General features: G+C 61.5%; 23 protein-coding genes, 1 tRNA gene, 1 other RNA gene and 1 riboswitch. Of the genes, 21 read left to right on the forward strand and 4 right to left on the reverse strand.

From position 1 onward, the window contains the following. Positions 1–238: 238 nt before the first annotated feature. The gene (locus HMPREF2849_RS09135) at positions 239–586 is read right to left on the reverse strand and encodes a DUF4288 domain-containing protein (protein WP_070851250.1); all 348 of its coding nucleotides are present in this window, start codon (positions 584–586) and stop codon (positions 239–241) included. 142 nt (positions 587–728) lie between these two features. On the opposite strand from HMPREF2849_RS09135, the gene HMPREF2849_RS09140 reads away from it, so the two are divergent. The 20 genes from HMPREF2849_RS09140 (at position 729) to recR (ending at position 21,851) form a co-directional block, all read left to right on the forward strand. Beyond that, positions 729–1,181, forward strand: a complete 453-nt coding sequence (locus HMPREF2849_RS09140) for a flavodoxin family protein (protein WP_070862902.1) — start codon at positions 729–731, stop codon at positions 1,179–1,181. Between the two features lie 38 nt (positions 1,182–1,219). After that, positions 1,220–2,488, forward strand: coding sequence for an Nramp family divalent metal transporter (locus tag HMPREF2849_RS09145; RefSeq protein WP_305764134.1), 1,269 nt, complete (start codon positions 1,220–1,222; stop codon positions 2,486–2,488). A gap of 90 nt (positions 2,489–2,578) precedes the next feature. Beyond that, positions 2,579–2,699, forward strand: a riboswitch (SAM riboswitch). A gap of 10 nt (positions 2,700–2,709) precedes the next feature. Continuing rightward, positions 2,710–3,063 (forward strand): hypothetical protein, encoded by a 354-nt coding sequence (locus HMPREF2849_RS09150; protein ID WP_016421862.1) that lies wholly within the window; start codon positions 2,710–2,712, stop codon positions 3,061–3,063. 77 nt (positions 3,064–3,140) lie between these two features. Then, positions 3,141–4,661 (forward strand): AMP nucleosidase, encoded by a 1,521-nt coding sequence (locus HMPREF2849_RS09155; RefSeq protein ID WP_069359018.1) that lies wholly within the window; start codon positions 3,141–3,143, stop codon positions 4,659–4,661. Positions 4,662–4,781: 120 nt separating this feature from the next. Then, positions 4,782–5,960 carry an HNH endonuclease signature motif containing protein gene (locus HMPREF2849_RS09160; RefSeq protein WP_049172423.1) on the forward strand — a complete coding sequence of 393 codons (1,179 nt, stop codon included), beginning with the start codon at positions 4,782–4,784 and terminating at the stop codon, positions 5,958–5,960. Between the two features lie 37 nt (positions 5,961–5,997). Beyond that, positions 5,998–6,207 carry a heavy-metal-associated domain-containing protein gene (locus tag HMPREF2849_RS09165; protein ID WP_038627335.1) on the forward strand — a complete coding sequence of 70 codons (210 nt, stop codon included), beginning with the start codon at positions 5,998–6,000 and terminating at the stop codon, positions 6,205–6,207. A 22-nt stretch (positions 6,208–6,229) separates the two neighbouring features. Next, positions 6,230–8,440 (forward strand): heavy metal translocating P-type ATPase, encoded by a 2,211-nt coding sequence (locus HMPREF2849_RS09170; RefSeq protein WP_070862903.1) that lies wholly within the window; start codon positions 6,230–6,232, stop codon positions 8,438–8,440. Then, a complete protein-coding gene (locus HMPREF2849_RS09175) occupies positions 8,433–8,780 on the forward strand; it encodes a metal-sensitive transcriptional regulator (protein WP_065421667.1) in 348 nt (115 codons plus the stop codon). Before HMPREF2849_RS09170 ends, HMPREF2849_RS09175 begins: the two co-directional genes overlap by 8 nt. A gap of 198 nt (positions 8,781–8,978) precedes the next feature. Continuing rightward, a tRNA-Ser gene (locus tag HMPREF2849_RS09180) sits at positions 8,979–9,064 on the forward strand. A gap of 109 nt (positions 9,065–9,173) precedes the next feature. Continuing rightward, on the forward strand, positions 9,174–10,619 hold the full coding sequence (locus HMPREF2849_RS09185) for an extracellular solute-binding protein (RefSeq protein ID WP_083327225.1): 1,446 nt from the start codon (positions 9,174–9,176) through the stop codon (positions 10,617–10,619). After that, positions 10,620–11,537 (forward strand): carbohydrate ABC transporter permease, encoded by a 918-nt coding sequence (locus tag HMPREF2849_RS09190; protein ID WP_070851257.1) that lies wholly within the window; start codon positions 10,620–10,622, stop codon positions 11,535–11,537. A 12-nt stretch (positions 11,538–11,549) separates the two neighbouring features. Continuing rightward, a complete protein-coding gene (locus HMPREF2849_RS09195) occupies positions 11,550–12,389 on the forward strand; it encodes a carbohydrate ABC transporter permease (protein ID WP_167836000.1) in 840 nt (279 codons plus the stop codon). A gap of 18 nt (positions 12,390–12,407) precedes the next feature. Beyond that, positions 12,408–13,565, forward strand: coding sequence for an ABC transporter ATP-binding protein (locus HMPREF2849_RS09200; protein WP_070862904.1), 1,158 nt, complete (start codon positions 12,408–12,410; stop codon positions 13,563–13,565). Positions 13,566–13,634: 69 nt separating this feature from the next. Further along, positions 13,635–13,729, forward strand: an RNA gene (gene ffs, locus HMPREF2849_RS09205) — signal recognition particle sRNA small type. 323 nt (positions 13,730–14,052) lie between these two features. After that, on the forward strand, positions 14,053–15,522 hold the full coding sequence (locus HMPREF2849_RS09210) for a SulP family inorganic anion transporter (RefSeq protein ID WP_070862905.1): 1,470 nt from the start codon (positions 14,053–14,055) through the stop codon (positions 15,520–15,522). 126 nt (positions 15,523–15,648) lie between these two features. Next, a complete protein-coding gene (locus tag HMPREF2849_RS09215; protein WP_210401348.1) occupies positions 15,649–16,920 on the forward strand; it encodes an aspartate aminotransferase type Ic in 1,272 nt (423 codons plus the stop codon). Positions 16,921–16,954: 34 nt separating this feature from the next. Then, positions 16,955–17,680: a suppressor of fused domain protein gene (locus HMPREF2849_RS09220; protein WP_070862907.1), complete on the forward strand. Its 726-nt coding sequence runs from the start codon at positions 16,955–16,957 to the stop codon at positions 17,678–17,680. A 30-nt stretch (positions 17,681–17,710) separates the two neighbouring features. Continuing rightward, positions 17,711–20,749: a DNA polymerase III subunit gamma and tau gene (locus HMPREF2849_RS09225; protein WP_070862908.1), complete on the forward strand. Its 3,039-nt coding sequence runs from the start codon at positions 17,711–17,713 to the stop codon at positions 20,747–20,749. 114 nt (positions 20,750–20,863) lie between these two features. Beyond that, positions 20,864–21,187 (forward strand): YbaB/EbfC family nucleoid-associated protein, encoded by a 324-nt coding sequence (locus HMPREF2849_RS09230; RefSeq protein ID WP_005511884.1) that lies wholly within the window; start codon positions 20,864–20,866, stop codon positions 21,185–21,187. Positions 21,188–21,224: 37 nt separating this feature from the next. After that, positions 21,225–21,851, forward strand: coding sequence for a recombination mediator RecR (gene recR, locus HMPREF2849_RS09235; protein WP_016421873.1), 627 nt, complete (start codon positions 21,225–21,227; stop codon positions 21,849–21,851). Between the two features lie 33 nt (positions 21,852–21,884). On the opposite strand, the gene HMPREF2849_RS09240 is transcribed toward recR, so the two are convergent. From HMPREF2849_RS09240 to HMPREF2849_RS09250, 3 genes are read right to left on the reverse strand one after another with little or no spacing between them, the layout of a single operon-like run. Then, positions 21,885–22,697, reverse strand: coding sequence for a type 1 glutamine amidotransferase (locus tag HMPREF2849_RS09240; protein ID WP_070429221.1), 813 nt, complete (start codon positions 22,695–22,697; stop codon positions 21,885–21,887). Further along, positions 22,698–24,047, reverse strand: a complete 1,350-nt coding sequence (locus HMPREF2849_RS09245; RefSeq protein ID WP_070862909.1) for a MurT ligase domain-containing protein — start codon at positions 24,045–24,047, stop codon at positions 22,698–22,700. It lies immediately after the preceding gene. A gap of 60 nt (positions 24,048–24,107) precedes the next feature. Beyond that, positions 24,108–25,403 carry an exonuclease domain-containing protein gene (locus tag HMPREF2849_RS09250; RefSeq protein WP_083327224.1) on the reverse strand — a complete coding sequence of 432 codons (1,296 nt, stop codon included), beginning with the start codon at positions 25,401–25,403 and terminating at the stop codon, positions 24,108–24,110. Between the two features lie 430 nt (positions 25,404–25,833). Between HMPREF2849_RS09250 and HMPREF2849_RS09255 the strand changes: the two genes are divergently transcribed. Then, complete coding sequence (locus HMPREF2849_RS09255) at positions 25,834–26,847, forward strand: hypothetical protein (RefSeq protein ID WP_246822148.1); 1,014 nt, start codon at positions 25,834–25,836, stop codon at positions 26,845–26,847. The last annotated feature ends 96 nt before the right edge of the window (positions 26,848–26,943 follow it).

Genomic DNA, 26,943 nt, shown 5'->3' on the forward strand with positions numbered 1-26,943 from the left:
GGTCTGGTTACGCATATAAGAGACACGCCCTAGTGCCGCTACGATTGTCAAACCGTTTGACCGGGCTTTTAGCGCTGTTAGGAAGCTGATTAGGCCGAATCCGAAGACGCCGACAGCGAGGGGTATTGTCCAGGCATCGGAGAGTGCAGTGCTGACGAAAAACAGTCCAATGTAGCAAGTCAGGGCTAAGAGGAGTGCGGCAGCTGCGAAATTGCGGAAGCGATTCATGGTACGAGGCCTAGGACTCCGCTAGAGGATCTTTGCCACCTAATTTCATTTCGAAGCGCTTGTAATCCTCGAGGGAAGCGAAGTGGCGAGAATAGATGTCGATGTCTGTATCGACGCGACCGTAAAGAGCGGGGGCGACATCGACGATGTGGCGCAACGTGACAGATCCTCCCGAGTGGGAAGGCTCTTCTGGGGCTGATTCATTTTCGTGGGCTAATGCTTCGACCTGCGCGTATGCGGCACTATCAGAATCGGCAAAGACAATGTATAAGTCCTCACGGAAGAAGCTCTCATTCACTGAGGTTGAATCTCTTTGCTTTGTTAACTCAAAAACTGCAATTCCGATGTATGGTTCCATCTATTTTTCCGTTCTTAGATTGCCACCTAGTTCAGTACGAATTTGAGGCTTTCTTACTGGACGCCACGTTTACTCGAATTGATAAACATTGGATTGTTGCTGAAACCTGCGCTTACCCTATCACTGCCGTTACCCTCGGGGCATGCCTACTCTTCTTGTCGTCCACCATTCCCCGACCCCGCTTCTGCAGGAAGTCCTAAGCCACGCGCTCGAGGGTGCCAACGACCCCGCGCTGGAGGGCGTGGATGTCAGGGTTGTCGAGGCTCTCGACGCCACCATCGATGACCTGACCAGCGCCGACGCCATCCTGCTCGGCACTTCCGCCAACTTTGGATACATCTCCGGCGCGCTCAAGCACTTCTTCGACACCACCTTCCGGGAGGCACAGGAAGTTACCAAGGGGCTGCCATTTTCCTACTGGATCCGCGGCGGCTTCGACACCACCGGCGCGGAAAACGCCATGAAAACCATCACGACCGGCTACAAGTGGGAGCTTGCGGCCGAACCCGTCGTGTTCGTCGGTTCGCTTGACGACGACATCTCCGACCGCCTGGTGAATCTCGGTGGCACCATGGCTGCCCAAATTTTGGGCTGATTGAAGATTTAGTATCGAGGCCGTGAAATAATGGCCGGGTGAAAGATTCAGGGGCACAAGGGTCGCAAGTGACGTCGTCAAGCGAGAAAAACCGCAAGCCCATGATGAGTCTGCTGGGGCCTGCGTTTGTGGCGGCGATTGCCTACGTGGACCCCGGAAATGTGGCTGCGAACCTGTCTGCGGGCGCGAGCTACGGGTATCTGCTGCTGTGGGTGCTGGTCGTGTCCAACCTCATGGCGATGGTTGTGCAGTACCTGTCAGCGAAGTATGGCCTGGTGACGGGGCAGTCGCTGACCGAAGGCGTTGCCGACCGCTTCGGTTCGAACCGGCCGGGGCGGCTGGCGTACTGGGTGCAGGCCGAGATTGTGGCGGCAGCGACGGATGTGGCGGAAATTATTGGTGGCGCCACTGCGCTGTACCTGCTCTTCGGAACGCCGATGCTACTCGGTGGCGTCATCGTCGGTGCGGTCTCGCTGGGGCTGTTGCTGCTGCAGGGTGGGCGTTCGCAACGCACTTTTGAAGGCGTGATTGTGGCGTTCCTGCTGGTCATTACGGTGGGGTTCCTGGCCGGGCTGTTTGTCACGGGCTTGAGTCTCGGGGAGATGGCCAGCGGAATTCTGCCACGCTTCCAGGGTGCGCACACCGTGGTACTGGCGGCGTCCATGTTGGGTGCGACCGTGATGCCGCATGCGGTCTACCTGCACTCCGGGCTGGTGCGCGACCGCGAGTACAAGGTGGAAGATGATGCCTCGCTGCGCCAACACCTGCGTGCCACGCGTATCGATGTATTCGGTGCGCTCGTGCTGGCTGGGTCGGTGAATATTGGCATGCTGTGTCTCGCAGCCGAAGCACTTCCGGGAGTGGAGGGGACCGACTCCATCGAAGGCGCGCACGCCGCCGTGACCAGCGCGCTCGGCCCTGTAGTGGGCGTGCTTTTTGCGGTTGGGTTGTTGGCCTCCGGGCTGGCGTCGTCCTCCGTCGGCTGCTACGCCGGCGACCTGATTATGCGCGACCTACTGAAGGTGCACGTGCCGATGCTGGTGCGCCGCATAGTCACCATCATTCCGGCGCTGCTCATTATCGCCAGCGGCGTGGAGCCGACGTGGGCGCTGGTGCTCAGCCAGGTGGTGCTGTCGATTGGTATCCCGTTTGCGCTGGTTCCGCTGGTGCGCATGACCTCCTCGCATGCCGAGATGGGTATCTGGGCCAACACCCCGCTACTGCGCCGGGTCGCGTGGGTTATCTGCGGACTCATCATCGCGCTCAACGTGGCGCTGGTGGTTCTGGTGCTGATGGGGAAGGGGTAGCTTCCGGGAGTGGCGGGGCGGGGGCCTCGTCGTAAAGCGTGCGGGAGATGGTAGACAAAGCTGTCTAGTTGGTGTTAGGGTGGGCGACACGATCACAAGATATCGACGAGAAATGGCCTTTGACAGCGTCGATAGGCAACCGCCCGATTCGCGGACCCGGTGCCCCAAAGGAAGATCAGCCCCACAGACCGCCTGCGGGGAAGAGCGAATAGGAGCGCCAAATGCACACCACAATAAGCGACGTCCACATCATCCATCTCAGCCGTCACACCGCTGACCTTCTCGTCGACGGCCGACCCGTCGCCATCCGGCTGCAAGAAGCCGACATCGACCCCCACTCCCGGAATCTCGTCCAACTACCCGTCGACCCCGCCTTCTACGCCACCCTCCGCGGCCAGCAACGCGCCGACTACCTCAGCGCCCACGTCCGCGACGGCGTACGCTACGGCCGCATACTCTGGCACGAGCTTGACGACGGTCGTCACTTCCTCACCATCCCCACCATCGGCGGCTACCATGTGCACCAGGTCTTTGAGGTCCGCCGCAGCCGCGAGGGAGTGTGGAGCCGGCACTGAGCTGGTTGCGTGAGCGTGCCTGGCGTGATGAGCGCGGCGCGGATGCGAGCGGGAACCTCTCCGCCTAGCCTTGGGCTATGCAGGTACGAGACTCCGCAACACCCCCGTTCTGGCCCACCGAAGGCGAAGGCGACTTCTACACCGACGCCGCCGCAGCCGTCGACCGGCTCACCGAAATCCACCGGGCAGGGATGGCCTACCTAGTCGAGCAGTACACCGCCGCCACCGAAGGAAATTCCGGGAGTGGGCCGGTGCGCGCCTACTACCCCGAACTACGCTTCACCGTCCCGGCCGGCAGCGCCGTCGAGGATGTCGACCCCTCCCTGTCACACGGCTTCGTCGACCGTCCGGGAGTGTATGCCACCACCATCACCCGCCCGGTGATGTTCCGCACCTACCTCATCGAGCAAATTACCGACCTGCTCGCCAACCACGGCGGCGAAGTCGAGGTGCGCGTCTCCGACCAGCCCATCCCACTCCGGATGTGCCGCGGATTCGACGCGGCCGCCGAGGAAGCGGCGGGGAGGGAAGGGGCGTCGGCAAGCATGCTGGCGGCAGTGGAGAAGACGTTTACCCCCATCGACTCCGCCAGCATCGACGACACCATCGCCGACGGCGAAGCCGACTACCTGGGCCTGCTCATCAAACCCTTGAGCCTCTTTACCGCCCAGCGCATCGACCTCGCCCTCCAGCGCCTCGAGCACTACACCGGGTCGCACGCCGCAAACATCCAGCGCTTCGTGCTATTTACCAACTACCAGCTGCACACGGACGTGTTCCTCGAATACGCCGCCACCCTCACTCCCGGAAATCCGCACGGGTACACGGCGCTGGCGTGCCCGGGTGGGCAGCGCTACGACATCGGCGCCATCCCCACTCCCGGAATTTGCCGTCAGCACGCGCACGCCTCGCAGATGCCGGCGTACCACCTGCTTCGCGACGACCAATGCGGCATCACCATCATCGACATCGGCGTCGGCCCCTCGAATGCCAAAACCATCACCGACTGCCTCGCCGTCACGCGCCCGCACTGCTGGATGATGGTCGGACACTGCGCCGGTCTCGACGGCCGCATGCGCATCGGCGACATGATTCTCGCCAACGGCTACGACCGCGCCGACGGAGTCCTCGACAACTACGTGCCCCTGGAAAAACCCATCCCGCCAATTGCGGAAATCCAGCTCGCCGTCACCAACGCGCTCGCCCGCGTCTCCGGACTTACCGGCGATGAGCTGAAAAAGCGCCTGCGCACCGGCACCGTGCTGTCGACCTCCGACCGCAACTGGGAGTGGCGCTCCCAGGCCGACCTCTACCGAGAGCTGCAGAAATCCACCGCCATCGGCGTCGAAATGGAATCCGCCACCATCGCTGCCAACGGCTACCGCTTCCGGGTGCCCTACGGCGCGCTGCTCAGCGTCTCCGACATGCCGCTGCACGACAAACCCAAACTCCCGAAATCCGCCCGCGAGTTCTACCAGTCCTCCAAGGAAGAGCACCTCATGGCCGCCGTGCGCGCGTGCGAGGACATGGCCGCGGCTCCCGACACCCTCCACTCCCGGAAGTTGCGACGGCCGGTGGGAGAGGTTGCGTTCCGGTAGGGCACTTTCGGGAGTGCGTCGTCAAGCCCGTTTGTGCAGATTGTGCATGCTTTACGACGGCTGTGGACAACGCCAAAAAGCGATTGAAGCCGCCCACTCCCGGAAACTAGCCTTAGCCCCATGACGACATTGGGACTGCTCAGCGCGCTGGCGACACGGGGTATTGACGTGCTCGCCGACCTGCGCGCCGCACTCCCGGAAAAATCCACCGGGCACCGGGAGTTGGCAGCCAGCATCGGCTTCGACCCCTTCCGCCTCAAGCGCCTGCTGCGCTGTGCCGAGCGGCTGTTCGGCACGGTCGAGAAGGATGTTGACGTCGAATCCCGCGACAAGGCCGTCGCGATCGCCCGGGAGCTGAAGCTGTCGCTGGACACGGTGATGCAGATCGACAAGCGCTCCGGGCAGCTCAACAACGTCGAAATCCGGGAGTACTACCGCCTGGACTTCACCCGCGCTGCCGCGGCCTACGACTTCGAGGGCCTCGACACCTATATGCGCACCAAGGTCAAGGAGCTCAACCGCACCGACGAGCCGCCGCAGCACCTGCGCGCCCACGTCTCCCGGAATCCGGACATCCGCGGGATGAAGCATCTGCAGGTCACTGGTCCGGCGAACATGATTGACGACCTGGTCGCGCCGCTGACCGTGCGCGCAGCTGAAATCGCCAAAGCGCACGAGGATTACACCCGGGATCGGTGTGTCGGTCAGGCGCTGGCAGAACGCTTGGCACACGGGTCGGAGGGGCCGCTTGACGACGTCGACAAGCTCCGTTACCAGCCCGCGCTCATCGTAACCGCGCAAGACATCGTGGAGTACAGCCCGCGGTTTGCGGCGACCTCCAACGGCTCCGTCCTCACTCCCGGACAATTCGTCGAGGCATTGCTCGCGGACACCGGCTGGGTGCTGGTCTACGACGAGCACAACACGCCGACCGACCTACTCCCGATACACAACCCGCGCCTGGCGACGGAGGAACAGCGCATCGCGATGATCCTCGACAACCCCATCTGCGCGTGGCCCGGGTGCCCGCGCCCCGCCCACGCTGGGCAGGCCCATCACCTGGTCGCCAGGAAAAACGGCGGCGCCACGACTATGGAAAACATGGTCATGACCTGCAAAGAACACAACGCCGCCAACGATGATGACAGGCAAGGCCTCAACGGGCACCTCGAGCGTGACGACGGCTCCGGCGCGGTCTACCGCCACCCGCCGTCTCCGCACGCGCCGCCCGAATTCAACCTTGCCTTCCCGACAGCTCTCGCGGGGCGGGCCTACTCGGGCTACCGTCAGCGCGAATAGCTTTACAGATATACCCATAGGGGGTATATATTGGGGTATGGCTAATCAAACTTTTACTGTTACTGGCATGACATGCGGACACTGCGAGGCATCGGTGCGGGAGGAAGTCTCTGAACTCCCGGGAATCACCGATGTCCAGGTTGACCGCTCCCGGAATTTCCTCTCCGTGACTTCGGAGGCAGACATCGACACCGCTGCCGTAATCGCAGCAGTGGACGAAGCTGGCTACAAGGCAGTCGCAAACTAATCCCCAAAAAAGAGGAAAGCAGATGTCCGATCAGCAACTTCTCACTCTTGATATCCCCGTCGGCGGGATGACGTGTGCGTCGTGCGCAAACCGTATTCAACGCAAGCTGAACAAACTTGATGGAGTTAACGCGAGTGTGAACTATGCGACCGAGAAAGCGCATGTGGAGGCGCCGGCGGACATCAACCCGCAGCAACTCATCGACACGATCGTGGCGGCGGGTTACACCGCTGAGCTTCCGAGGGAAGAGACCGCAGAGGAACCGGGAGCTGCTCCCGAAGAAAAAGACCGGGAGCTGCAGGACCTGCGCAATCGCGTCGTCGGCGCTGTCATCCTCACGGTTCCCGTCATCGCGATGTCGATGATTCCTGCCCTCCAATTCACTAATTGGCAGTGGCTGTGCCTCACGCTCTCGGCGCCGGTCTTTGTGTGGGCCGGCTGGCCGTTCCATCGCGCGACGCTGAAGAACCTGCGTCATGGTGAAGTCACCATGGACACGCTGATCACCATGGGTACGACCGCCTCGTTCCTCTGGAGCGTCGGGGCGTTGTTCTTCGGGCGCGCCGGGCTGCCGGGGCTTAAGCACGAGTTCCACTTAACGGTCACTCCCGGCGATGCTGATATGAACATCTACCTCGAGGCGATGGCCGGCATCATCATGTTTGTGCTGCTTGGTCGTTATTTCGAGAAGCGTTCTAAGCGCAATGCTGGTCAGGCGCTCCGGGAGTTGATGAAGCTCGGCGCCAAGGAGGTCTCCGTTCTCGAAAGTTCGGGAGTGGAGAAGAGGCTGCCCGTGGAGCAGCTCCGCCCGGGAGTGGTGTTCGTCGTTAGGCCTGGTGAGAAGATCGCGACGGACGGCGTTGTCGTGGAGGGCACGTCGGCGGTGGATGCGTCGATGCTGACCGGCGAGCCGATGCCTGTCGAGGTCGGCCCTGGCGATGAGGTGACGGGGGCGACGATTAACACGTCCGGGCGGCTGCTTGTGCGGGCGACGCGCGTGGGCTCGGAGACGCAGTTGGCGCAGATGGCAGCGATGGTCGAGGCGGCGCAGACGGGCAAGGCACCGGTGCAGCGGCTGGCGGATCGGGTTTCGGGAGTGTTCGTGCCCGCCGTCATCGCGATCGCCGCGGTCACGCTCGGTGCGTGGTTGCTCACGGGGCACGGCGCGAGTGAGGCGGTCACGGCCGCGGTCGCCGTGCTCATCATCGCGTGCCCGTGTGCGCTTGGCTTAGCGACGCCCACAGCGCTCCTGGTCGGCACGAGTGAAGGTGCCAAGGCGGGTGTGTTGCTGCGCGGCCCGGAGGTGCTGGAGTCGGCGCGGAAGGTCGACACGGTTGTGCTGGATAAGACCGGCACGGTGACTACGGGTGTGATGGAGTTGACGGAGGTTCCTCCCACTCCCGAAAATCTGGTGCCGCTTGCCGCTTCGGTGGAAGCAGCGTCGCACCACCCGATTGCGCAGGCAATTGTGCGTGCGGCAGATCCGGATTCCCTACTCCCGGTTTCTGATTTCCGGGATATTCCGGGAGTGGGGGTTGAGGGCACCGTAGACGGCCACCGCATCGAGGTCGGTCGCTCCGGGGAAAATTCCGGGAGTGGGGGGACGGTGGTTGCGGTGCGCCGCGACGGCGAGCTCCTGGGCACGTTGGAGGTGTCGGATTCGGTGAAGCCGACGTCGGCGGCTGCGGTCGCGAAATTCCGGGAGTGGGGGGTGCGGCCGATTCTGCTGACCGGCGACGCCGCCGGCCCGGCGTTTCGGGTCGCAGATGAGGTCGGTATTGCTCGCGAGGATGTGATTTCGGGAGTGATGCCGGAGGATAAGGTCGCGACGATTGAGAAGTTGCAGGCTGGCGGCGCGTGTGTGGCGATGGTCGGCGATGGCATCAATGATGCTGCGGCTCTTGCGCAGGCGGATTTGGGCATGGCGATGGGCACGGGCACCGATGTGGCGATGGAGGCTGCGGATATCACGCTGGTGCGTGGTGATCTGTTGGCGGCTGCGGATGCGCTGCGGTTGTCACGCCGGACGCTCCGCACGATTCGTTCGAATCTTTTTTGGGCGTTTTTCTACAACGTTTTGGCAATTCCTGTCGCCGCGCTGGGGTTGTTGAATCCGATGTTGGCTGGCGCTGCGATGGCGTTTTCGTCGGTTTTTGTGGTCGGCAACAGTCTGCGTCTGCGCGGTTTTTCTCCGAGTCAACCAGCTATTCAAAAAGGAGTAACTCATGAGTGAGTCTTGTTGTTCGTCGCAATCGCATTCGCTTGACGACGATTCTTGCTGCCATGACACCACTGATCCCGGTTATCTCGTGGAGAAGCGGCGTTATGAATCCCGTATCCGTCGCATTGAGGGGCAGGTTCGTGGCATTGGTCGGATGATTGAGAACGAAGAGTACTGTATTGATGTTTTGACCCAGATTTCGGCGGTGAATTCGGCGTTGAAGTCGTTGGCGTTAACTCTTCTGGATGCTCACCTCCATCACTGTGTGGTGCATGCGGCTGAGGGTGGCCCGGAGGAGTTGGACGCCAAGCTGGAGGAGGCCTCGGCGGCGATTGCTCGGCTGGCCAAGTAACTCCCGGAAAAACTCCGGGAGTGGGGTGGACGTCGTGAAGCGAAACGGCGGTCGGTGGTCGGTGGTCGGGTGCCGTCTTTTGCTTCCGGTTGTTGGGCGCACTGGTGGTGTCGATAGTGCCACTTGAATTCTACGTTTCCCCTGTTCGTCGGCGTGTTTTGGGAAAATCGGGTTTGTTGGGTAGTCTTTAACGACGTTGGAGGATTCGACTAGCGGCCTATGTCACACGCCTGGAACGCGTGCGGGAGTCACATCCCTCGTGGGTTCAAATCCCACATCCTCCGCAGGTTGAATACCCCCGGTTCGCGCCGGGGGTTTTCTTATATTTTTGGCCAAATATGCCACTCCCGGGAGTACAGTTAGTTTTGTACGTCGAAGCACGGAGTGGTCATTATGTTTAATAAGCGCCCGAGAATCCGAAGAGCCGGCCGAGACCGTACAGGTGCTCGTTTCGGCTCTTTAGGTTCTGGCCGGAAATTACGAGCTGCCATCGCGGCGGTGTCGGCTGTATCGCTTGCCGCGCTGGTGGCGGGGTGTGGTTCGGAGGCTCAGCAGGATTCGGCGCTGGTACTGCGGATTATGGGTCCGGCGGATGGTTCGGATCAGTATGCGCAGGCGGCGCAGAAGTGCTCGGATGCGTCGGGCGGGAAGTATCGCCTGGAGTATGACATTTCGGCGAAGCAGACGGATGATCAGCGTCTTCAGTTGGCTCGTCGCATTGTGGGCGGGGATTCCTCGTTCGACATTATGGGCCTTGATGTGACGTGGACTCCGGAGTTCGCGGAGGCGGGCTGGGCGCTCCCACTCCCGGAAGATATGGCCGAGCGCGTTACGGAGGGTACCCTGTCGGGTCCGTTGGACACTGCGACGTGGCAGGATCAGCTCTACGGGGCGCCGTTGAATACGAATACGCAGCTCCTGTGGTATCGAAAGTCGCTGGTAGATGGACCGCCGAAGACGTGGGATGACTTAATCGCGACGGGGGAGAGGCTCGCCGATGAGGGCAAGGCGTCGATGATTGGCGTCCAGGCTGCCCAGTTTGAGGGCTCGGTGGTGTGGCTCAATTCGATGACCGCGTCGGCGGGCGGTCAGCTGGTCGCGCCGGATGGGCAGTCGGTCACGATCGCGGATAACGATGCCGCGGAGCGCGCCCTGGACACCATGCACCGCGTGGCCACGGCGAAGGGGCATGATCCGTCGATTTCGCAGTCGGATGAGAACCAGGCTCGTCTGGCATTTGACCGCGGCGATGCATTTGCGCAGGTGAATTACCCATTCGTGTATGCCGGTGCGAAGGAGAAGGCGGAGTCGGGAAATCAGGTGGCCAAGGAGGTCTTCGAAGACATGGCCTGGACCACCTACCCGGCGATGGATGAGGGCACACCGGCGCAAGTCACGATTGGTGGGCTTAACCTTGCGGTGCCGTCGACGTCGAAGCACCCGGAGCTCGCTTTCGAGGCCATCGACTGCCTGCGCAATGAGCAAAACCAGCTCAACAACGCGTTGAAGGGTGGTCTGCCGCCGACGTTGACGAAGCTTTACACGCAGGCCACGGATGAATTCAAGGAGGAATACCCGTTTTACCGCGAGATTTACGAGCAGTTGAACACGTTGGAGGAATCCGATTCGGCTGAGCTGTCGCAGGAGGAGCGGGCGCTGTTGCCGTCGCCACGCACGGCCGGTGTGGTGACGCGCCCGAAGTCCCCTGCGTACCAGTCGTTGTCGATTTTGATGGCGTCGCGCATTAGTCCACCGGAGGATGTTGATGCGAAGTCGCTGGTCGGCACGCTTGATGAGGAACTTCAGGCGGCCGTAAACTCGGAAGGCCTGGTGCCGTAAATGTCTGATAAATCTACGAAAACTAAGTCCACGCTTTCCGACGGGCGCCGCGCCGAGCGTCGCCTCGGTCTGCTGTTGGTGGCTCCTGCGCTGATTTTGATGCTGGCGGTGACGGCGTACCCCATCGGCTACGCGATTTGGCTGTCGCTGCAGCGCTACGACCTGCGTTTCCCCGATGACCGCGAGTTTATCGGCCTGCAGAACTACGCATCCGTGTTGACCAGCAGTTATTGGTGGGAAGCGCTGGGCGTGACGGCATTTATCACGCTGGTTTCGGTGGCGGTTGAGCTGGTGCTTGGCATGGCTATCGCGATGGTGATGTACCGCGCGATTTTCGGCCGCGGCCTGATCCGTACGGTGGTGCTGATTCCGTACGGCATCGTCACCGTGGCGGCGGCGTACTCGTGGAATTACGCGTGGACGCCGGGGACGGGGTATCTCGCCAATTTGCTTCCCGACGGCACCGCGCCGCTGACGGAGCAATGGCCGTCGATATTTATCATTATCGGTGCTGAAATTTGGAAGACGACTCCATTCATGGCGCTGCTGCTTCTTGCGGGTCTAGCGCTGGTGCCTGACGACGCGCTCAAGGCAGCCGAGTTGGATGGTGCGGGCTTCTGGCAACGCTTTTTCAAGATCACTCTGCCACTGATGAAGCCATCGATTGTGGTGGCTCTGCTGTTCCGTACGCTGGATGCTTTCCGAGTGTTCGACAACATCTACATTTTGACCAAGGGCAATAACGGCACTGGTTCGGTGTCGATTCTGGGTTACAACAACCTGTTTAAGGCGTTCAACCTGGGTATTGGTTCGGCAATTTCGGTGTTGATTTTTGTGTGCGTGGCGCTGATTGCAATTGTGTTCGTCAAGGGCTTTGGAGCCTCGTCGCCAGGCGCGGCCACGGGCAAGGATAATTAGGAGGCGATTGCTGTGCACAACACGGATAAGACACCGAAGCAACGCGTCGCATGGACAATCGGCATCGCCTTGGTGGTCATTTACGCGCTGGTGCCGGTGCTGTGGATTGCCAGCTTGTCGTTCAAACCGACAACCGATCTGCATGATGGCCACTTCATCCCGCGCAATTGGACGTTGGATAACTACCGCGGCATCTTCCAGACCAGTGAATTTACCCGCGCGCTGATCAACTCGATTGGTATTGGGCTGATTACAACGCTTTTGGCGGTAATTGTCGGCACGATGGCGGCCTACGCAATCGCTCGCCTGGAGTTTCCGGGCAAGTCGGTGATTTTGGGAGTCTCGCTGCTGATTGCCATGTTCCCGCAGGTCTCCCTGGTCAGCCCACTGTTCGACATCGAGCGCAAGCTCGGTCTGTTCGACACCTGGCCAGGCCTGATTCTGCCGTACATCACTTTCGCACTCCCGATGGCGATCTTTATTCTGTCCTCCTTCTTCCGGGAGATTCCCTGGGAGCTGGAGAAGGCGGCGCAAATGGACGGCGCGACCCCTTTCCAGGCATTCCGCCTGGTGGTGGCGCCGCTGGCGATTCCGGGAATTGTCACCGCTGCAATTCTGGTGTTCATCTTCGCGTGGAATGACTTCCTGTTGGCGGTGTCGTTGACCTCGACGGAGGCGGCACGTACAGCGCCGGCGGCGATGGCGAACTTCACCGGCTCGTCGCAATTTGAGGAGCCGACCGGTTCCATTGCTGCTGCCGCGATTGTCATCACCATTCCGATTGTCATCTTTGTGGTTATTTTCCAACGTCGAATTGTCGCTGGTCTTACCTCCGGCGCAGTCAAGGGCTAAAGAAGGTTAGAGCTAAAAATGGCTGAAATTGAACTAAAGCACGTGTACAAGCGCTTTCCTGATGGTCACATCGGTGTGGAAGACGCGAATCTCAAAATCGACGACGGCGAGTTCATCATCCTCGTCGGCCCCTCCGGTTGCGGTAAGTCGACGATGCTGAACATGATTGCAGGGCTGGAGGACATCTCCGAAGGTGACCTGCTCATCGACGGCGAGCGCATGAACGATGTCGCTCCGAAGGACCGCGATATCGCCATGGTGTTTCAGTCCTACGCACTGTACCCGCACATGAACGTCCGTGAGAACATCGCTTTCCCGCTCAAGCTGGCGAAACTGCCGAAGAAGGAGATTGAGAAGAAGGTCAACGAGGCCGCCGAAATTCTCGATCTGACGGAGTTCCTCGACCGCAAGCCCGCGCATCTCTCGGGTGGTCAGCGTCAGCGCGTGGCAATGGGCCGCGCCATCGTCCGCCGACCCAAGGTCTTCCTCATGGACGAGCCTCTTTCCAACCTGGACGCCAAGCTCCGCGTCCAGATGCGCACCGAAATTGCCCAGCTGCAGGAACGCCTCAGCACCACCACTGTCTACGTCACACACGATCAAACTGAGGCCATGACGCTGGGCGACCGCGTCGTTGTACTGAAAAAGGGCGTTATCCAGCAAATTGGCGCTCCGCAAGAGCTCTACCACCGACCGGTCAACGTCTTCGTCGCCGGCTTCATCGGCTCGCCCGCCATGAACTTTCTGCCCGCCACCGTGCTTGACGACGGCCACAGCGCCGACCCCGCCCTGGGCCACCTGCCACTCCCGGAAAAATTTGCCCCGGGCCGGAAGGTTATCGTCGGCTTGCGACCAGAGGCTTTCGAAGACGCCGCCCTGACCGACGACAATTGCGATGCACCAACGGTCGAGGTCGAGGTGTCCGTCCTGGAGGCGATGGGCTCCGAGCAGTTCATTCACTTCCCACTCCCGGAAATTGATTTGAAGGGGCATGCCGCAGCTGAGGAGGCTGGCCTGGCGGATAACCCGCATGCCATGTTGGTGGCTCGAGTCGATGCGGAGTCGAATGTGCGTCGAGGTCAGCAGATTACGTTGGCCATCAACACGGACAAGTTGAATGTCTTTGATTCTGAGTCGGGTGAGAACTTGGCGTTGAAGGCTAAGAACCAAGACTGAGAATCCAGACCAAAAGTGTCGGCCTGACAGTGGCGTGACTTTTTGTACGTAGCTGTAGTAGGCTGTCTTCACGGATCCCATGTGGCGTCCATCTCGTGAACTCCCCCAGGGCAGGAATGCAGCAAGGGTCAGCGAGCTCTGACGGGTGCGTGGGGTCCCCTTTTTTTATCCCCGGCGTTCTTCTGGCACTTGTGGCAAGGTTTCGGGCACTTGTCGACGGTTTCCTGTGACCTATCGATGTTTTTCGGCACTTATCCCCGCGATATTGGCCAGGCCATTTCACCTATCGATGAGCTATTCACTTATGGCCACGCTGCAGCTCATCGATAGGTGAATACCTTGGCCACAAGTGGTCGTGTTTCGCGTTCGCTGGTCTGGAAGAATACTGTGCATGAGCGATGCCAACGACATGCGAGTGCCACCACAGGCAACACGAGAACCGCTAGAAACTCCAGAACCACCCGAAACCCGAGAAACCCCAGCCCCAATGGGCGTGTGGGACTCCTTCCGGTTCGCAGTTTCTTCACCGAAGCGCCTGCGCACCGAGCTGCTGGCCGGTGCTGCGGTGTCGTTCGCGCTGATCCCCGAGGTCATTTCGTTTTCCATCTTGGCGGGCGTGGACCCGGCGGTGGGGCTGTTTAGCTCGGTGATTATGGCCATCGTGATTGCCTTTACGGGTGGTCGCCCGGCCATGATTACTGCTGCCGCTGGTTCGGTTGCGCTCGTCGTCGCGCCGTTGTCGCGGACGTACGGGATGGATTACCTCATTCCAACGGTGCTGCTCGCGGGTGTGTTGCAGATTGCTTTTGCGGCGCTGGGTATCGCTAAGCTGCAGCGTTTCATTCCGCGCGCGGTCATGATTGGCTTTGTTAACGCGCTGGGTATCCTCATTTTCACTGCGCAGCTCGAGCATCTCATCGATGTGCCCTGGTTGGTGTATCCGCTGGTCGCTCTGGGTATTGCGATTATGGTGTTCCTGCCCCGCGTGTTCACCGCGATTCCGGCTCCGCTGGTAACGGTGATCGTCGTCACGCTTGTTGCGGTGTTGGCGAATTGGCGCGTGCCGAACGTGAGCGATATGGGCGAGCTTCCGGAATCCCTCCCGCAGCTGCTGATCCCGAATGTGCCCCTGACCTGGGAGACTCTGCAGCTGATTGCGCCGTATTCGGTGGGCGTGGCGATTGTCGGCATCATGGAATCGCTGATGACGGCGAAGCTCGTGGACGACATCACCGACACGCATTCGGACAAGACCCGCGAGACGTGGGGGCTGGGTGTGGCGAACATCGCGGGCGGTTTCTTCGGCGGTATCGCTGGCTGCGCGATGATTGGTCAGACGATGGTGGGTGTGAAGGAATCGTCGGGACGCACTCGCTTGACGACGCTCTTTTCCGGTGTCTTCCTGCTCATTCTGGTCCTTCTGCTCAGTTCTGCAGTTGGAGTGATTCCGATGGCGGCGCTGGTTGCGGTGATGGTCGTGGTGTCGGTGGACACGGTCGATTGGCGCTCGATTTCCCCGCGGACGTTGCGCCTGATGCCGCGTTCGGAGACGGCGGTGATGCTGGTGACGGTCATCGCCACGCTGGCGACGGATAACCTCGCCATCGGGGTGATTTTGGGTGTGGTCGTGGCGTCGCTGATGTTCGCGCGCCGTGTCGCTCATCTGGTCAGGATTGACGTGCTTGACGACGACTCCAGCGCCCACTCCCGGACGTACAAGGTGCGGGGTCAGTTGTTCTTCGCCTCCAGTAACGACCTGGTGTACCAATTCGACTACACCGATCCTGCGCAGCGGATTGTCATCGATATGTCGGAGGCTGAGATTTGGGATGCCTCCACGGTGGCGGCGCTGGATTCGGTGCGGGTCAAGTTTGCTGACCGGGGCAAAGAGGTAGAAATTATCGGCTTGGAGGGGCCGAGTAAGCAGCGTCTGGATGCGCTGTCGGGGAAGTTGTAGAAATCCCAATCCGGGGTATGCCTTACACTTGGTTGCAAAGCCGGATGCGGCGCGGGGAAAAAAGCTTTCCGTGCCAGTTTTGTCAGGTTTTAACTTATGTCCGATACCTGGGAGGGTGCGTACACCATGGCCGTGGATTCCTTTGATGTTCAGCAGTTAGCGGCACACAAGGATGAGTTTGCGAAGGCATATGAGGAACTGAAGTCCCGTAACCTCGCGTTGAATTTGACTCGCGGTAAGCCGTCGTCGGAGCAGCTTGATTTCGCAAACGCCCTGCTGGGTCTCCCGGCGCCGGATTACATTTCGGCTTCCGGGGAGGACGTCCGCAATTACGGCAACGCCAAGGGTATTACTGATATCCGCGCTATCTGGGCGGAGCTGATGGATCTGCCGGTCGAAAACGTCCTGGCGCAGGATGCTTCCAGCCTGAACATCCAGTTTGACCTGATTTCGTGGGCCATGCAGTTCGGCAACGTCGACTCGGAGCGTCCGTGGAACGAGGAGCCGGTGCTTAAGTGGCTGTGCCCGGTTCCGGGGTATGACCGCCACTTTTCCATTACGCAGCACTTCGGCATTGAGATGATCCAGGTGCCGTTGAACGAAGACGGTCCGGATATGGATGTCGTGGAGAAGCTGGTTGCCTCCGATCCGCAGATTAAGGGTATGTGGAATGTCCCGATGTTCTCGAACCCGACGGGCGTGACCTACAGCGCTGAGGTCTGCCGTCGTCTGGTTGAAATGGAAACCGCTGCTCCGGATTTCCGTCTGATGTGGGATAACGCCTACATGGTTCACACGCTGACGGATGAGTTCCCGGAGATTCACAACGTCATTAAGTGGGCGGAAGAGGCCGGTAACCCGAACCGCGTGTGGGCTTTCGGCTCGACCTCGAAGATCACCTTCGCCGGTGCTGGTGTTGCTTTCTACGCTTCTTCGGACGCCAACTTGGCGGACTACCTCAAGCACGCTGGTATTCGCGGCATTGGCCCGAACAAGGTCAACCAGTTGGCTCACGCCAAGTTCTTCGGTGACGCGGAGGGTGTGCGCGAGCAGATGCGCCGTCACGCCGGTTCGTTGGCTCCGAAGTTTGAGAAGGTTCTGCAGATTCTGGATGAGCGCCTGACGGAGTACGGCGTGGCAGAGTGGTCGAAGCCAACCGGCGGTTACTTCATCAACCTCGACGTGGTTGATGGCACCGCTCGTCGCGTGGTGGAGCTGGCTAAGGAGGCCGGTATTGCGCTAACCGGTTCTGGTTCTTCCTTCCCGCTGAAGCAGGATCCGAATGACCGCAACATCCGCCTGGCGCCGTCGCTGCCTCCGATGGAGGAGCTCGAGGTCGCTATGGATGGCGTCGCTACCTGTGTGCTGCTCGCCGCCGCTGAGAAGGCGACTGCGTAGGCCAGGTAGGTCGAGTGGGTCGGGATAGGACTATATGAACTTCGAAGAGACGAAGTTTTGGATCTCCGGGCTTTTCCCCGGAGAACCCCATGTCGGCGAGTATGTGACGGAGCTGCCGGCCAGTGGTCGGCACGGGCAGGAACACGATTCGGCACCGCTTCGGGTCGCTGAGTTCTCGCTTTACGACGAGCCGGACGGCCAAGCGAACGAGCGTCGTCCGGAAACGGCAGTCGCCACGGTGGAGTTGGGCCGCAACTACTGTGGCCTGACTGGCGCTGCACAGACGGATATCCGCGTGGAGCTCTTCGCCGTCGCTTATGCTGATTTTCCCGTGGCCACCATGGTCGCGGCCGCGGGAGCGCTGGTGGAGGAAGAACCGGAGTTCCTGTCGCCAATTCCGGGCCGTGTCATCCCGAATGCGATTCGGTTAGCGGCCGATCAGGCGGCTGGGGTAGGGGAGTCGTCGTCAAGCACGGCCTTTACCGTGGCACACGTGCTGTGCACGGTGCCGTATGTGTGGAGCGACGGGGTGCCGAATGTGTCCGAGATGCCGGGCAAGATCAGCCTGCATGAGGGTGATGTGGAGTCCCCGCAGGGGCGCATGACCACGATGACGCAGCTGGTGCCGATCACGGATGCGGAGCTGGAGTTTTATGAGCAGCAGGGTCCGCAGGCGCTGATGCAGAAGTTGGCCGAAGTGGATGCTGACCTGCGGGATTGGTGCCGTGAGTCGGTTGTTTCCCAGGAGGGTTCGAACTAGCCGATCCGGGGTGGAAGGTAGGCTGAGCACGTGGCTCTGTATAGGAAGTATCGTCCGGCATCGTTCGCCGAAGTGGTGGGGCAGCGGCACGTAACTGACCCGCTGTCGGCGGCGTTGGAATCTCGGGATGCGCAGGGGCGTCCCAACCGCATTAACCATGCGTATTTGTTCTCCGGGCCGCGTGGTTGTGGCAAGACCTCGTCGGCGCGCATTATGGCGCGCAGTTTGAACTGCGCGGAGGGGCCGACGGCCACACCGTGTGGCCAGTGTGCGTCGTGTCGTGCGCTAGCGCCGGGTGGTCCGGGCAATTTGGACGTTATTGAGCTGGACGCGGCTTCCCACAATGGTGTGGAAGATATGCGTGAGCTGCGGGAAAAGGCTATCTTCCAGCCGGCGGAGTCGCGCTATCGCATCTTCATTATTGACGAGGCGCATATGATTACCGCTTCGGGTTTCAATGCGCTTTTGAAGATTGTGGAGGAGCCGCCGGAGCACCTCATCTTCATTTTTGCGACCACGGAGCCGGAGCGTGTGCTGCCGACTATTCGTTCGCGTACGCATCACTACCCGTTCCGGTTGTTGACTCCGCCGGATATGCGCGGGCTGCTTGAGCGTGTGGTCACGGCCGAGGGCGTGCGGGTAGAGCCGGACGTGTATCCGCTGGTCATCCAGGCCGGTGGTGGTTCGCCGCGTGACTCGCTATCGGTTATGGATCAGCTCATTGCCGGTTCCGGTACCAATGGCGTGGATTATGAAACGTCTGCGGCCATTCTCGGTGTCACTGACAGCGTGATCATCACGGATGCGATTGAGGCGCTGGCAGCGGGCGATCGTGCGGCCATGTTTAGCGTGGTCGGGCGTGTGATTATGTCGGGTCAGGATCCGGCGCGGTTTGCCTCGGATCTGCTTGGCCGGGTGCGTGATTTGCTGGTGCTGTCCGCAGTGCCGAATGCGCTGGAGCAGGGGCTTGTAGAGATCCCGGAGAGCCAAATCGACGGTGTCCTGGAGCAGGCCGGGACAATTCCCCCGGCGACGCTGACGCGCTTCACGCAGGTGCTCTCTGATGGTCTGCGGCACTTCCGCGGCGTGACGTCGCCGCGCCTGCTGCTCGAAGTCCTCTGTGCGCGCATGCTCCTGCCCGCCACCGAAGACTCCGTGGAGTCGCTGCTGCAGCGCGTAGAAGCGTTGGAGCACGGCAGGCCCGCGCTTGCCGACGGCTCGGGGGCCGCAACCCCCGCAGCGGCACCGGTGTCTTCCGATGCGGGTGCGGCTGAAGCGTCGCCGATGCAGTCTGGCCAGTCGGCTCGGGAGGCGTGGCGCCAGCGGAATGCCCAGCGTAAGAAGGGTGCGCAGTCGGCTTCGGTCACTCAGCGCGGACGTACTGAGCAGGCAGCGCCAGCGCAGGCACCGTCGCAACCTCAGCCCCAGCCGGGACCGCAGCCTAAGGTTCAGTCGGAACCCGTTGAGCAGCAATCGGCACCAGCGGCAGCGGTGTCGCAGGAGTCGGTAACTGAGCCGAAGCCTGCACCAGAAGCACCTACTGCGCCCGCTGAGCAGCCTGAACAGCCTACGCAGGCTACGCCGGCCGAATCAGTTGAGCAGCCTCAGCAGGCTGAACAACCGCAGCAGCCTGAATCGGCTGAGCAGCCGCTGTCCGAGGAAGAGGCTCAGGCAGAGAAGATTCGTGAGTTCCGTCGGAAGATGGCGGAGCATGCCCGGATTAGCGAGCAGCAGACTCGGGCGCAGCTTGCACAGGAGCGTGAGCAGCAGACTCGTGAGCGTGAGGGTGAAGGCGGCTCCATGTCGATTGTCGAGGAGGAGCCAGTTGTCTCTTCCTCGCCAACACACTCTGAACAGCAAACCCAGCCGACTCAGGCCGCACAGTCTGAACAACCAGCCCAGCCCGAGCAATCAGCCGAGTCGGCACGGCCAACTCAGGCCGCCCAGCCCGAGCAGCCTGAACAGCCAACGCAGACTACTCAGTCGCCAGAATCGCAGCCGGAACCGCAGGTTCAGCAAGCACCAGAGCCAGCACCGCAACCGGAACCAACACCACAGCCGGAGCCCGAACCTGCCCCCGCCGGTATCGAGCAAATCCGCGAGCGCTGGCAGGACATCCTTGCAGCTGTTGACGGCCCGCACGCGTTCCCCATTCGTGTACTGGCCGAGCAGGCGGTACCGCTCGATGTCGAAAATGACAGGCTCATCATCGGGCACAGCACAGGAGCGCTCGCTACCAGGCTCAATACGCCTGATTACGAACAGGCACTGTCTGCTGCCGTAAAGCAGGTGACGGGTTTCAACGGCCAGGTGCACTGTGTCGTCGGTACGCGCCCGCGCGCACCGCGTTCAACAGCTACAGGTGGCGTTGCTGGGGAAGATGATTCGTCGTCAAGAGGTTCGTCCTCGCCGAACGACACCGCCCCTGCACCGACACCAGCAGCGCCAGCGCAACCAGAGACATCTGAGCAGCAGGTACAGCAGGAACAGCAGACGCAGCCAGAGCCAGCATCGCGCCCGCAGCGGTCGTCGGCCTACGCATCTGTTGCTGAGCGCCGCGCAAAAATCGAGGCTGCCAAGCGTGCTGCGATGGGGCACCAGGCAGGTCACGACCAGCCAGCGCAGCCACATCAGCAAAGCCAGCCAAGCCAACCGACTCAGCCGAACCCGAACCCGGTCCATCAACAGCCGCAACAGCAGCCAAACCAGCCGCAGCCGCAGTCGTTCCTGCGCGCGGCGCAAGCCAATGCCCAGGCAAATGCCCATGCTCAGGCCAATCAGGATTCGGGCTTCGGCGGCGTCCCGCTGCCACCAGAGCCCATGGAGGAGTTCGCTCCGCCAGAGGGCGCAGAGGGCGCAGGGGGCTACGGTTCGCGCACCCCGTCCAACGCCAACACCAACTACAACCCGGTTCCCCAAACCCCGCAGGACAACAACTACGAAGAGGACACCTCCGAGTATTTCGAGGCCGCGAACGAGGTCGGGTCTCTCGATCACCGCTCGCTAAAGGACGTGGTCATGGAGATGCTGGAAAAGGAGCTGGGAGCCAAACCGCTGGAAGACCGCTAGAGCCGTTAGAATGGGGCGGCGATGCGCGTCGTAAAGCATGGGCGATGAGCCTTAGAAGCGTGCGCGTAACTACAAATCAGCACGTAAAGATCACAATAGTTAGGAACATTAATTATGACTCAGCCAGATATGAACGCAATTCTGCAGCAGGCACAGCAGATGCAGGCGCAGCTGCAGGCAGCACAGCAGGAGATCGTCGCCTCCACCATCGTCGGTGAGGCCGGTGGCGGTCTGGTCAAGGTGACTATGCAGGGCTCGGGCGAGGTCACGGACATCGCCATTGATCCGAAGGTCGTAGACCCGGAGGATGTCGACGGACTGCAGGACCTGGTCCTCGCTGCTTTCCAGGACGCTACCGCTAAGGTGCAGTCGCTGGCAGAGCAGAAGATGGGCCCGCTGTCCCAGGGCTTCGACGGTCTCGGTGGCCTCGGTTTCTAAATTAGCTTTTCAGACCAGTAATTGTAGGTAATTATCATTGTTCGAGGGACCACTCCAAGATCTCATTGATGAGTTCTCGCGCCTGCCGGGCATCGGCCCGAAGTCAGCTCAGCGTATCGCTTTCTACTTGATGAAGGCGGAGCCGGAGGACATCGGGCGACTCCAATCCGCGCTGGGGCGGGTGCGCGAGGGTGTACAATTCTGCCGGGTCTGCGGCAACATCTCGGAAAGCGACGTGTGCCAGTACTGCTCGGATACACGGCGCGACCGAGGTTTGGTGTGCGTCGTTGAAGAGGCGCGCGATATCCAGGCCATCGAGCGCACGGGGGAGTACAACGGTCGCTACCACGTGCTCGGCGGGGCGCTCGATCCGCTCGGCGGCATCGGTCCGAACGAGCTCAATATCCGCACGCTGTTGCAACGTATCGCAGGCGTGCTTGACGACGTCGACGAGACCCAACCCCCAGAAATCCACGAGGTCATCATCGCGACTGACCCCAACACCGAGGGCGAAGCCACCGCGACCTATTTGGCCCGGCTGCTGCGGGACTTCCCGGATCTCGAGGTAACTCGGTTGGCCTCCGGCATGCCACTGGGCGGGGACCTGGAGTTCGTCGATGAACTGACCCTGTCCCGCGCGCTGACGGGCCGGCTGAAGGTTTAAGGCCTCCAACCGGCCGCGCGCGAAACTACAAGACTAGCGCTCGCTCTTCGGACGCGGCTTGGACAGGATGCGTTCTTCGCGCAGCTTATCCACTACCTCGAGGTCTAGCGGAGCCAGGCTCGACAGGTCCTGGTTGGTCGCGCGGGCCAGCAGCAGATCAGCCAGCTGCGGATTGCGAGCCAACACAGGTCCGTGCAGGTAGGTACAGATAATCGAGCCCTGCACCGCGCCTTCGGCGCCACCGGTCGGTGTGAGTGCAGAAACATCCACTCCCGGAGCAATCCCGGAGTCCGCCTGCTCCACTTCCGGGCCGGTATTGCCCACGCCACGGACAACCCGACCAAGCGGCTTCGCATCGGCACCCAGGGTCGTGCGACCCATGTGGTTTTCGAAGCCAGTCAGTGGGCTGGCGTCGACGTCGTCAAGCAAACCGTTCGTGGGATCGACGAGCGTGCAGATTTCGCCGATCGCGCGCGACTCGAGTGAATCGGTGGTGCAGTCGACAAGGCCGAGACCTGCGACGTCGCGTCCGCCCGCGCGGAAGGAATTGCCGAAGATCTGGAAGCCCGCGCAAATCGCGAGGATCTGCTTCCCGGCCTCGGCTGCCTTTTTGATGCCGCCGTCGTTGATCAGATGCTCCACCGCGATGGTCTGTGCGACATCCTCGCCGCCGCCGACGGTGTAAATATCCAGGTCGGTGGGGACGGCATCGCCCAACTTAATCGGGACAATCTCGGCGTCAATCCCACGCATCCGCGCGCGTTGCCGCAGCACCAGCGCATTTCCATCATCGCCGTAGGTGCCCAGCACGTCCGGGAGGATCAGGCCGATAGACAGCTCGCTCATTTACTTTTCCTCCTGTGCTCGTTCGATGTCGCGCTTCAGATCGCGGAAGGCGGTGTAGTTCGCCAGCACCTCAACTCGGGTGACGCTTGACGACGACCCCCGCGCCTCACACGACCGGATCGCCTGCAGCGGATTTGCGACCAACCTCGCATCGATGCCCGCATACAGCAACCGCACCGCGAGGTCAGTTCCGCGTTCGCCCGCGGACAGCACATCCATGCCGTCGAAGTCCTCGAAGCGGACATCCCACAGCCAGGACAGGTCCTCGCCGTCAGCAACGTGACCGTTGACTGCGATGACCACTGCATCCGCAGTACGGTCGACCATGGACAGCGCCTCCTGCCAGCCGGCCGGGTTCTTGGCCAGCAGCATGCGCACGTGCTTCTCGGCGCCCTTGTCATCCCGCACAACCATGGTGGAGTAGCGGCCCGCAACGTTGTCGACGGTCTCGGTGGCCCGGAGGGACTTCTCCAGGTCCGCGCCCATATCGACAGCGCCCGCGATAGCCAGGGTGGCGTTGCCGCGGTTGGCATTGCCCGGCAGCGTGAGGTTCATCGGCAGGGTGTCGCCGGCAGGCGTGATGACTCCCTCCGCAGTGATGCGGTAGTCCGGCTCTGGCCGCTTGAACTCCGAGCCGTCCGGGAGTGGCTTCACGGCGTACCAGTTGTGGCCGTCCTGAATGATGGGGCCGCCGGTACGCGGGGAAGAGGTGGCATCGTTGGTCCAGCCACCGCCCGCGGAGACCCAAATAACCTTCTTGGCGTCCCAGGCAGCCGACGCGATGAGTGGGTCGTCGCAGTTGGCGATGACCGTCGCGTGCGGGTTCGCATCCACCGCAGCACGGAGTGTGGCCTCAATCTTGTTGATCTCGCCGACGCGGTCGAGCTGGTCGCGGGAAAGGTTCAGCAGCACCAGGACCTGCGGTTTCAGATCCGCTGCGATGTGCGGGACGTGCAGCTCATCGACTTCCAGGACCAGGCTGTCCGCATCGGGAGTGGCGAGCAGCGCGGAGATGATGCCCGCGTCCATGTTGTCGCCGCCTTCGTTGGTGGCCACGTTGTGGCCAGCGGCGCGCATGGCGGCCGCGAACATGCGGGTGGTGGTGGACTTGCCGTTGGTGCCAGTGATGATCGCGGCCGGGCGTCCCTTGCCGAGGGAGGCCAGAATGCGCGGGTCAATCTTTTGCGCAATCAGGCCACCGATCATGCCACCCGCGCCGCGACCGGACTTCCGAGAAGCCCAGGTGGCGGCGTGAGCGGCGGATGTAGCGAACCGTGCGCGCAGGCTCGGGGAGCTTGCGCGGTTGCGACTGTGGTCACTTACGTCGTTATGTGAAGTGCCTTCTTTCATAACTGTGTATTTTACTGTGAATAATTCATAGAACGAATGCGCTGGCAAAAAGCCCGAGCCCTATTTCTCCATCTCGCCGACCAGTCGCAAAAACGCCTCATCGGAAACGATCGGAATGTCCTTCCGGTGGGCATGCATGGCCTTGCCCGTCAGTTGATCCGGTGTCACATCCGCAGGTCGGTTACACACCAGCACCGATGACTCTCGCGTGACCTTCTCCGAGTAGGCCAGCCCAGCCCGCACTCCCGCCTCAATCAGCTCATCCGGGTCCAGCGACACCTCTGGCGCCACGACGAACTCCATGCCCTCCGCGAGCTTCCGCCCCGGCGTATAGCGGCCGGGGTTCTCCACGGGGCGCGGCGCTTCCATCGCGTCGACACGCACTGTCGAGCGCTGCAGGCCCACAATGTCCTCGCGCAGCTGGTCGGGCGTGTACATGTTCAGGGTTGTACCCTCGTCGAGCCCGCCCTGTGCGCGGAAGAGCGCAAGCGTGGTGGTGACGTCATCCAACGTCCGCACCCGCTCGGGCACCGAGATGCCAGCAATCGATGCCTCGGGCGAAGGCACATCGAGGCCGTAGGCGCGCGCGACGGCGCGCAGGCGAGCGTCGTCAAGCCGTTTGCCCTGGCGACGCGCCGTTTCCAACGTATCGGCAATCCGTGCGGGCGCCGGAATCCGCGCGACGCGAGTGCGCGTACGACGACGCCCCCGCTTATTCCGCGCGGACCGCTCACGATTCGCTTGACGACGGGCCCTCTTGGCCTCGGCAACTATAAAACCCCAGACCAGCGGCGCATTATGAGCAACCAACGTGCGCCCATCGAGCGCGTGCGCGAGCTTGGCCTGGATCACCCCGAATTTCGGTGCCCCCTCGAAGTCCGCGGGCTCGAGGCCGTGGAGGTGTGTCGGGCCGGGATCCTCGGTGGGATTGATGACGACATGCCAGGTGTCCACGATGTTGCCGCTACTGTCGGCGGTGGACACTCCCAGGCTGACCAGCCGAGACGTCTTGGGATGGATGCCCGTGGCCTGGATGGACACGATTGCGTAAGGAGCGTCCTCCGCCGACGAGAACTGTTTGTGCTCGTCAGCGGCCTTTGTTGCGGCGGTCTCGGCCGTGGCGGGGGTGGTTGTGGCCGTTGTGGGTGTGCCAGCGGTACTCGCGCCGGTGGTGGTTGAGGCCGGTGTAGCTGCGTTGGTCGTGGCTGCGTCCGTTGTGGTGGAAGCCGGTGCAGTTGGTGGTGTTTTCGCGCCCGCTGCCGACGCGCGTTGAGAACGGCGACGATTCCGCCGCCGCCTCTTCGTCTGAGAAGAGGTCCCAGTCGCTTTGCGCTCCTCGCGCGCCGATTCAGTCATGCCTTAAGACTAGCGGGTGCGCTCACCCGCGGAGAAAGTGACTAGGTTTATGACACTTTGAGCACAAAATTTGCCACGAAAGTGTCATAAACCTAGTCAGTAACTTGGGCACTAGCTCGGCCTCAAGCTCAGAAGGACCGTGGGGCACGGTCACACGGGTCCCGTAAACCACGCAAACTACAAAAACCACGCAAGGCCCAAAAGTTTTCCCCCGACTGGGTGCTCAGCCGAAAAGGAATGGAACCGCGAGGGCAATTTCCGCGCCTTATTAAATAGGGGCCACAAAACAGTGCCACAAGCCAAGGCCACGAAATAGAGCCACAAAACAGCGCCACAAAAATAAGGACGAAATAACTACCACGGGGCAACAGCCACAGGACAACAACCACGGGGCGGGGGAGAAATGGTCAACAAGAAACGCAAGCAACTGGTGGCGGACCAGTTTGGAATCATTAGGCCGGATGACCAGCCGGGGAATGGATACCGCGAGGTCGCAAGGCAAGCGCGGGCCGGTTATCTGGAGCGGCTTTGCCGAGGTCACTATGTAGTCGCGCATGCCTGGGAGGGGCTCCACCGCGAGAAACGCCTGGCTATTACTGCTTTGGCGGTGGTCTCCGAGACGTCGTCAGGCGTCATTTCGGGAGCTGCAGCGCTGGCCTTGCACGGTTCGTGGGTGCTGGTGCGCGATGCGAAGATTGTGGTCGTGGGCGGGAGTCAGGAGTTCCACGGCATCGACTATTGCATGCGCCTGCGCTCGGAGATCCATCTGGATCACACGCAGGGGCTCGCGGACCGGCGGGTCGCGGTGCTCGCGCGTGCGGCCTTCGATGAGTGTCGCGTCCGGTTCAGGCAGAAGGGGCCGGAGTCCGTGTCGTGGCGGGCGGCGGTGTTGGCTGTCGAAGGTGCGCTGCGGCATGGCGCCACGCGCGATCAGCTTGAGGAGCTCCCGGCGCATTATCCCAGCGTGCGGGGCCAAGAGCTGTTTCACCGTGCGCTCGCGGTCTGTCATGGTCGTTGCGAAACGCCCGGTGAGGCGCTGACTAAAGCCGCGCTTCTCGAACTCGGCCTGAAATTCCACGAGCAAGCCGAAATCTGGTCGCGTGGCACCAGCCACAATCCGCCGCACTTTCTCGCCCGCGTGGATTTTTATATCCCTGACCTGCTGCTTGTCGTGGAGTTCGATGGCCACATCAAGTATTCGGCTAGCGAGGTCGCGCCGACGCCCGCGGCTCAGTCTGAGCTGCTCACGCGGGAGACTTACCGCGAGCGTTCGCTGCGCGCAACGGGGCTGGATGTCGCGCGGGTGGTGTGGAAAGAGGTGGAATTGCACGCAGTTCGCTTATCGACGCTCCGTTCAATCCTCATCGAGCGCGAACGCGTGGTAGCCGCAGGTGGGGTGACTTTCCGTGCGGATGTGCGCAATGCCGGCCCGTTGATTGGGTAGCGGGGCCGAGGGACCGCTGGATAGTTTGCCCCAAAAAGAAACTGACTAGGTTTATGACACTTTGGGGTTAAGTGACAAAAAGTGTGTCTGATTTTC

This window comes from Corynebacterium sp. HMSC073B01 (assembly GCF_001838255.1).
Taxonomy (GTDB): domain Bacteria; phylum Actinomycetota; class Actinomycetes; order Mycobacteriales; family Mycobacteriaceae; genus Corynebacterium; species Corynebacterium jeikeium_D.

Coding starts and splice junctions, on each gene's coding strand:
- HMPREF2849_RS09230 (WP_005511884.1), top strand. CDS start 20,864: ATGACTCAGCCAGATATGAACGCAATTCTGCAGCAGGCACAGCAGATG.
- HMPREF2849_RS09210 (WP_070862905.1), top strand. CDS start 14,053: ATGGGCGTGTGGGACTCCTTCCGGTTCGCAGTTTCTTCACCGAAGCGC.
- HMPREF2849_RS09150 (WP_016421862.1), top strand. CDS start 2,710: ATGCACACCACAATAAGCGACGTCCACATCATCCATCTCAGCCGTCAC.
- HMPREF2849_RS09190 (WP_070851257.1), top strand. CDS start 10,620: ATGTCTGATAAATCTACGAAAACTAAGTCCACGCTTTCCGACGGGCGC.
- HMPREF2849_RS09155 (WP_069359018.1), top strand. CDS start 3,141: ATGCAGGTACGAGACTCCGCAACACCCCCGTTCTGGCCCACCGAAGGC.
- HMPREF2849_RS09215 (WP_210401348.1), top strand. CDS start 15,649: ATGGCCGTGGATTCCTTTGATGTTCAGCAGTTAGCGGCACACAAGGAT.
- HMPREF2849_RS09170 (WP_070862903.1), top strand. CDS start 6,230: ATGTCCGATCAGCAACTTCTCACTCTTGATATCCCCGTCGGCGGGATG.
- HMPREF2849_RS09220 (WP_070862907.1), top strand. CDS start 16,955: ATGAACTTCGAAGAGACGAAGTTTTGGATCTCCGGGCTTTTCCCCGGA.
- HMPREF2849_RS09165 (WP_038627335.1), top strand. CDS start 5,998: ATGGCTAATCAAACTTTTACTGTTACTGGCATGACATGCGGACACTGC.
- HMPREF2849_RS09245 (WP_070862909.1), bottom strand. CDS start 24,047: ATGAAAGAAGGCACTTCACATAACGACGTAAGTGACCACAGTCGCAAC.
- HMPREF2849_RS09175 (WP_065421667.1), top strand. CDS start 8,433: ATGAGTGAGTCTTGTTGTTCGTCGCAATCGCATTCGCTTGACGACGAT.
- HMPREF2849_RS09200 (WP_070862904.1), top strand. CDS start 12,408: ATGGCTGAAATTGAACTAAAGCACGTGTACAAGCGCTTTCCTGATGGT.
- HMPREF2849_RS09135 (WP_070851250.1), bottom strand. CDS start 586: ATGGAACCATACATCGGAATTGCAGTTTTTGAGTTAACAAAGCAAAGA.
- HMPREF2849_RS09250 (WP_083327224.1), bottom strand. CDS start 25,403: ATGACTGAATCGGCGCGCGAGGAGCGCAAAGCGACTGGGACCTCTTCT.
- HMPREF2849_RS09160 (WP_049172423.1), top strand. CDS start 4,782: ATGACGACATTGGGACTGCTCAGCGCGCTGGCGACACGGGGTATTGAC.
- HMPREF2849_RS09185 (WP_083327225.1), top strand. CDS start 9,174: ATGTTTAATAAGCGCCCGAGAATCCGAAGAGCCGGCCGAGACCGTACA.
- HMPREF2849_RS09140 (WP_070862902.1), top strand. CDS start 729: ATGCCTACTCTTCTTGTCGTCCACCATTCCCCGACCCCGCTTCTGCAG.
- HMPREF2849_RS09240 (WP_070429221.1), bottom strand. CDS start 22,697: ATGAGCGAGCTGTCTATCGGCCTGATCCTCCCGGACGTGCTGGGCACC.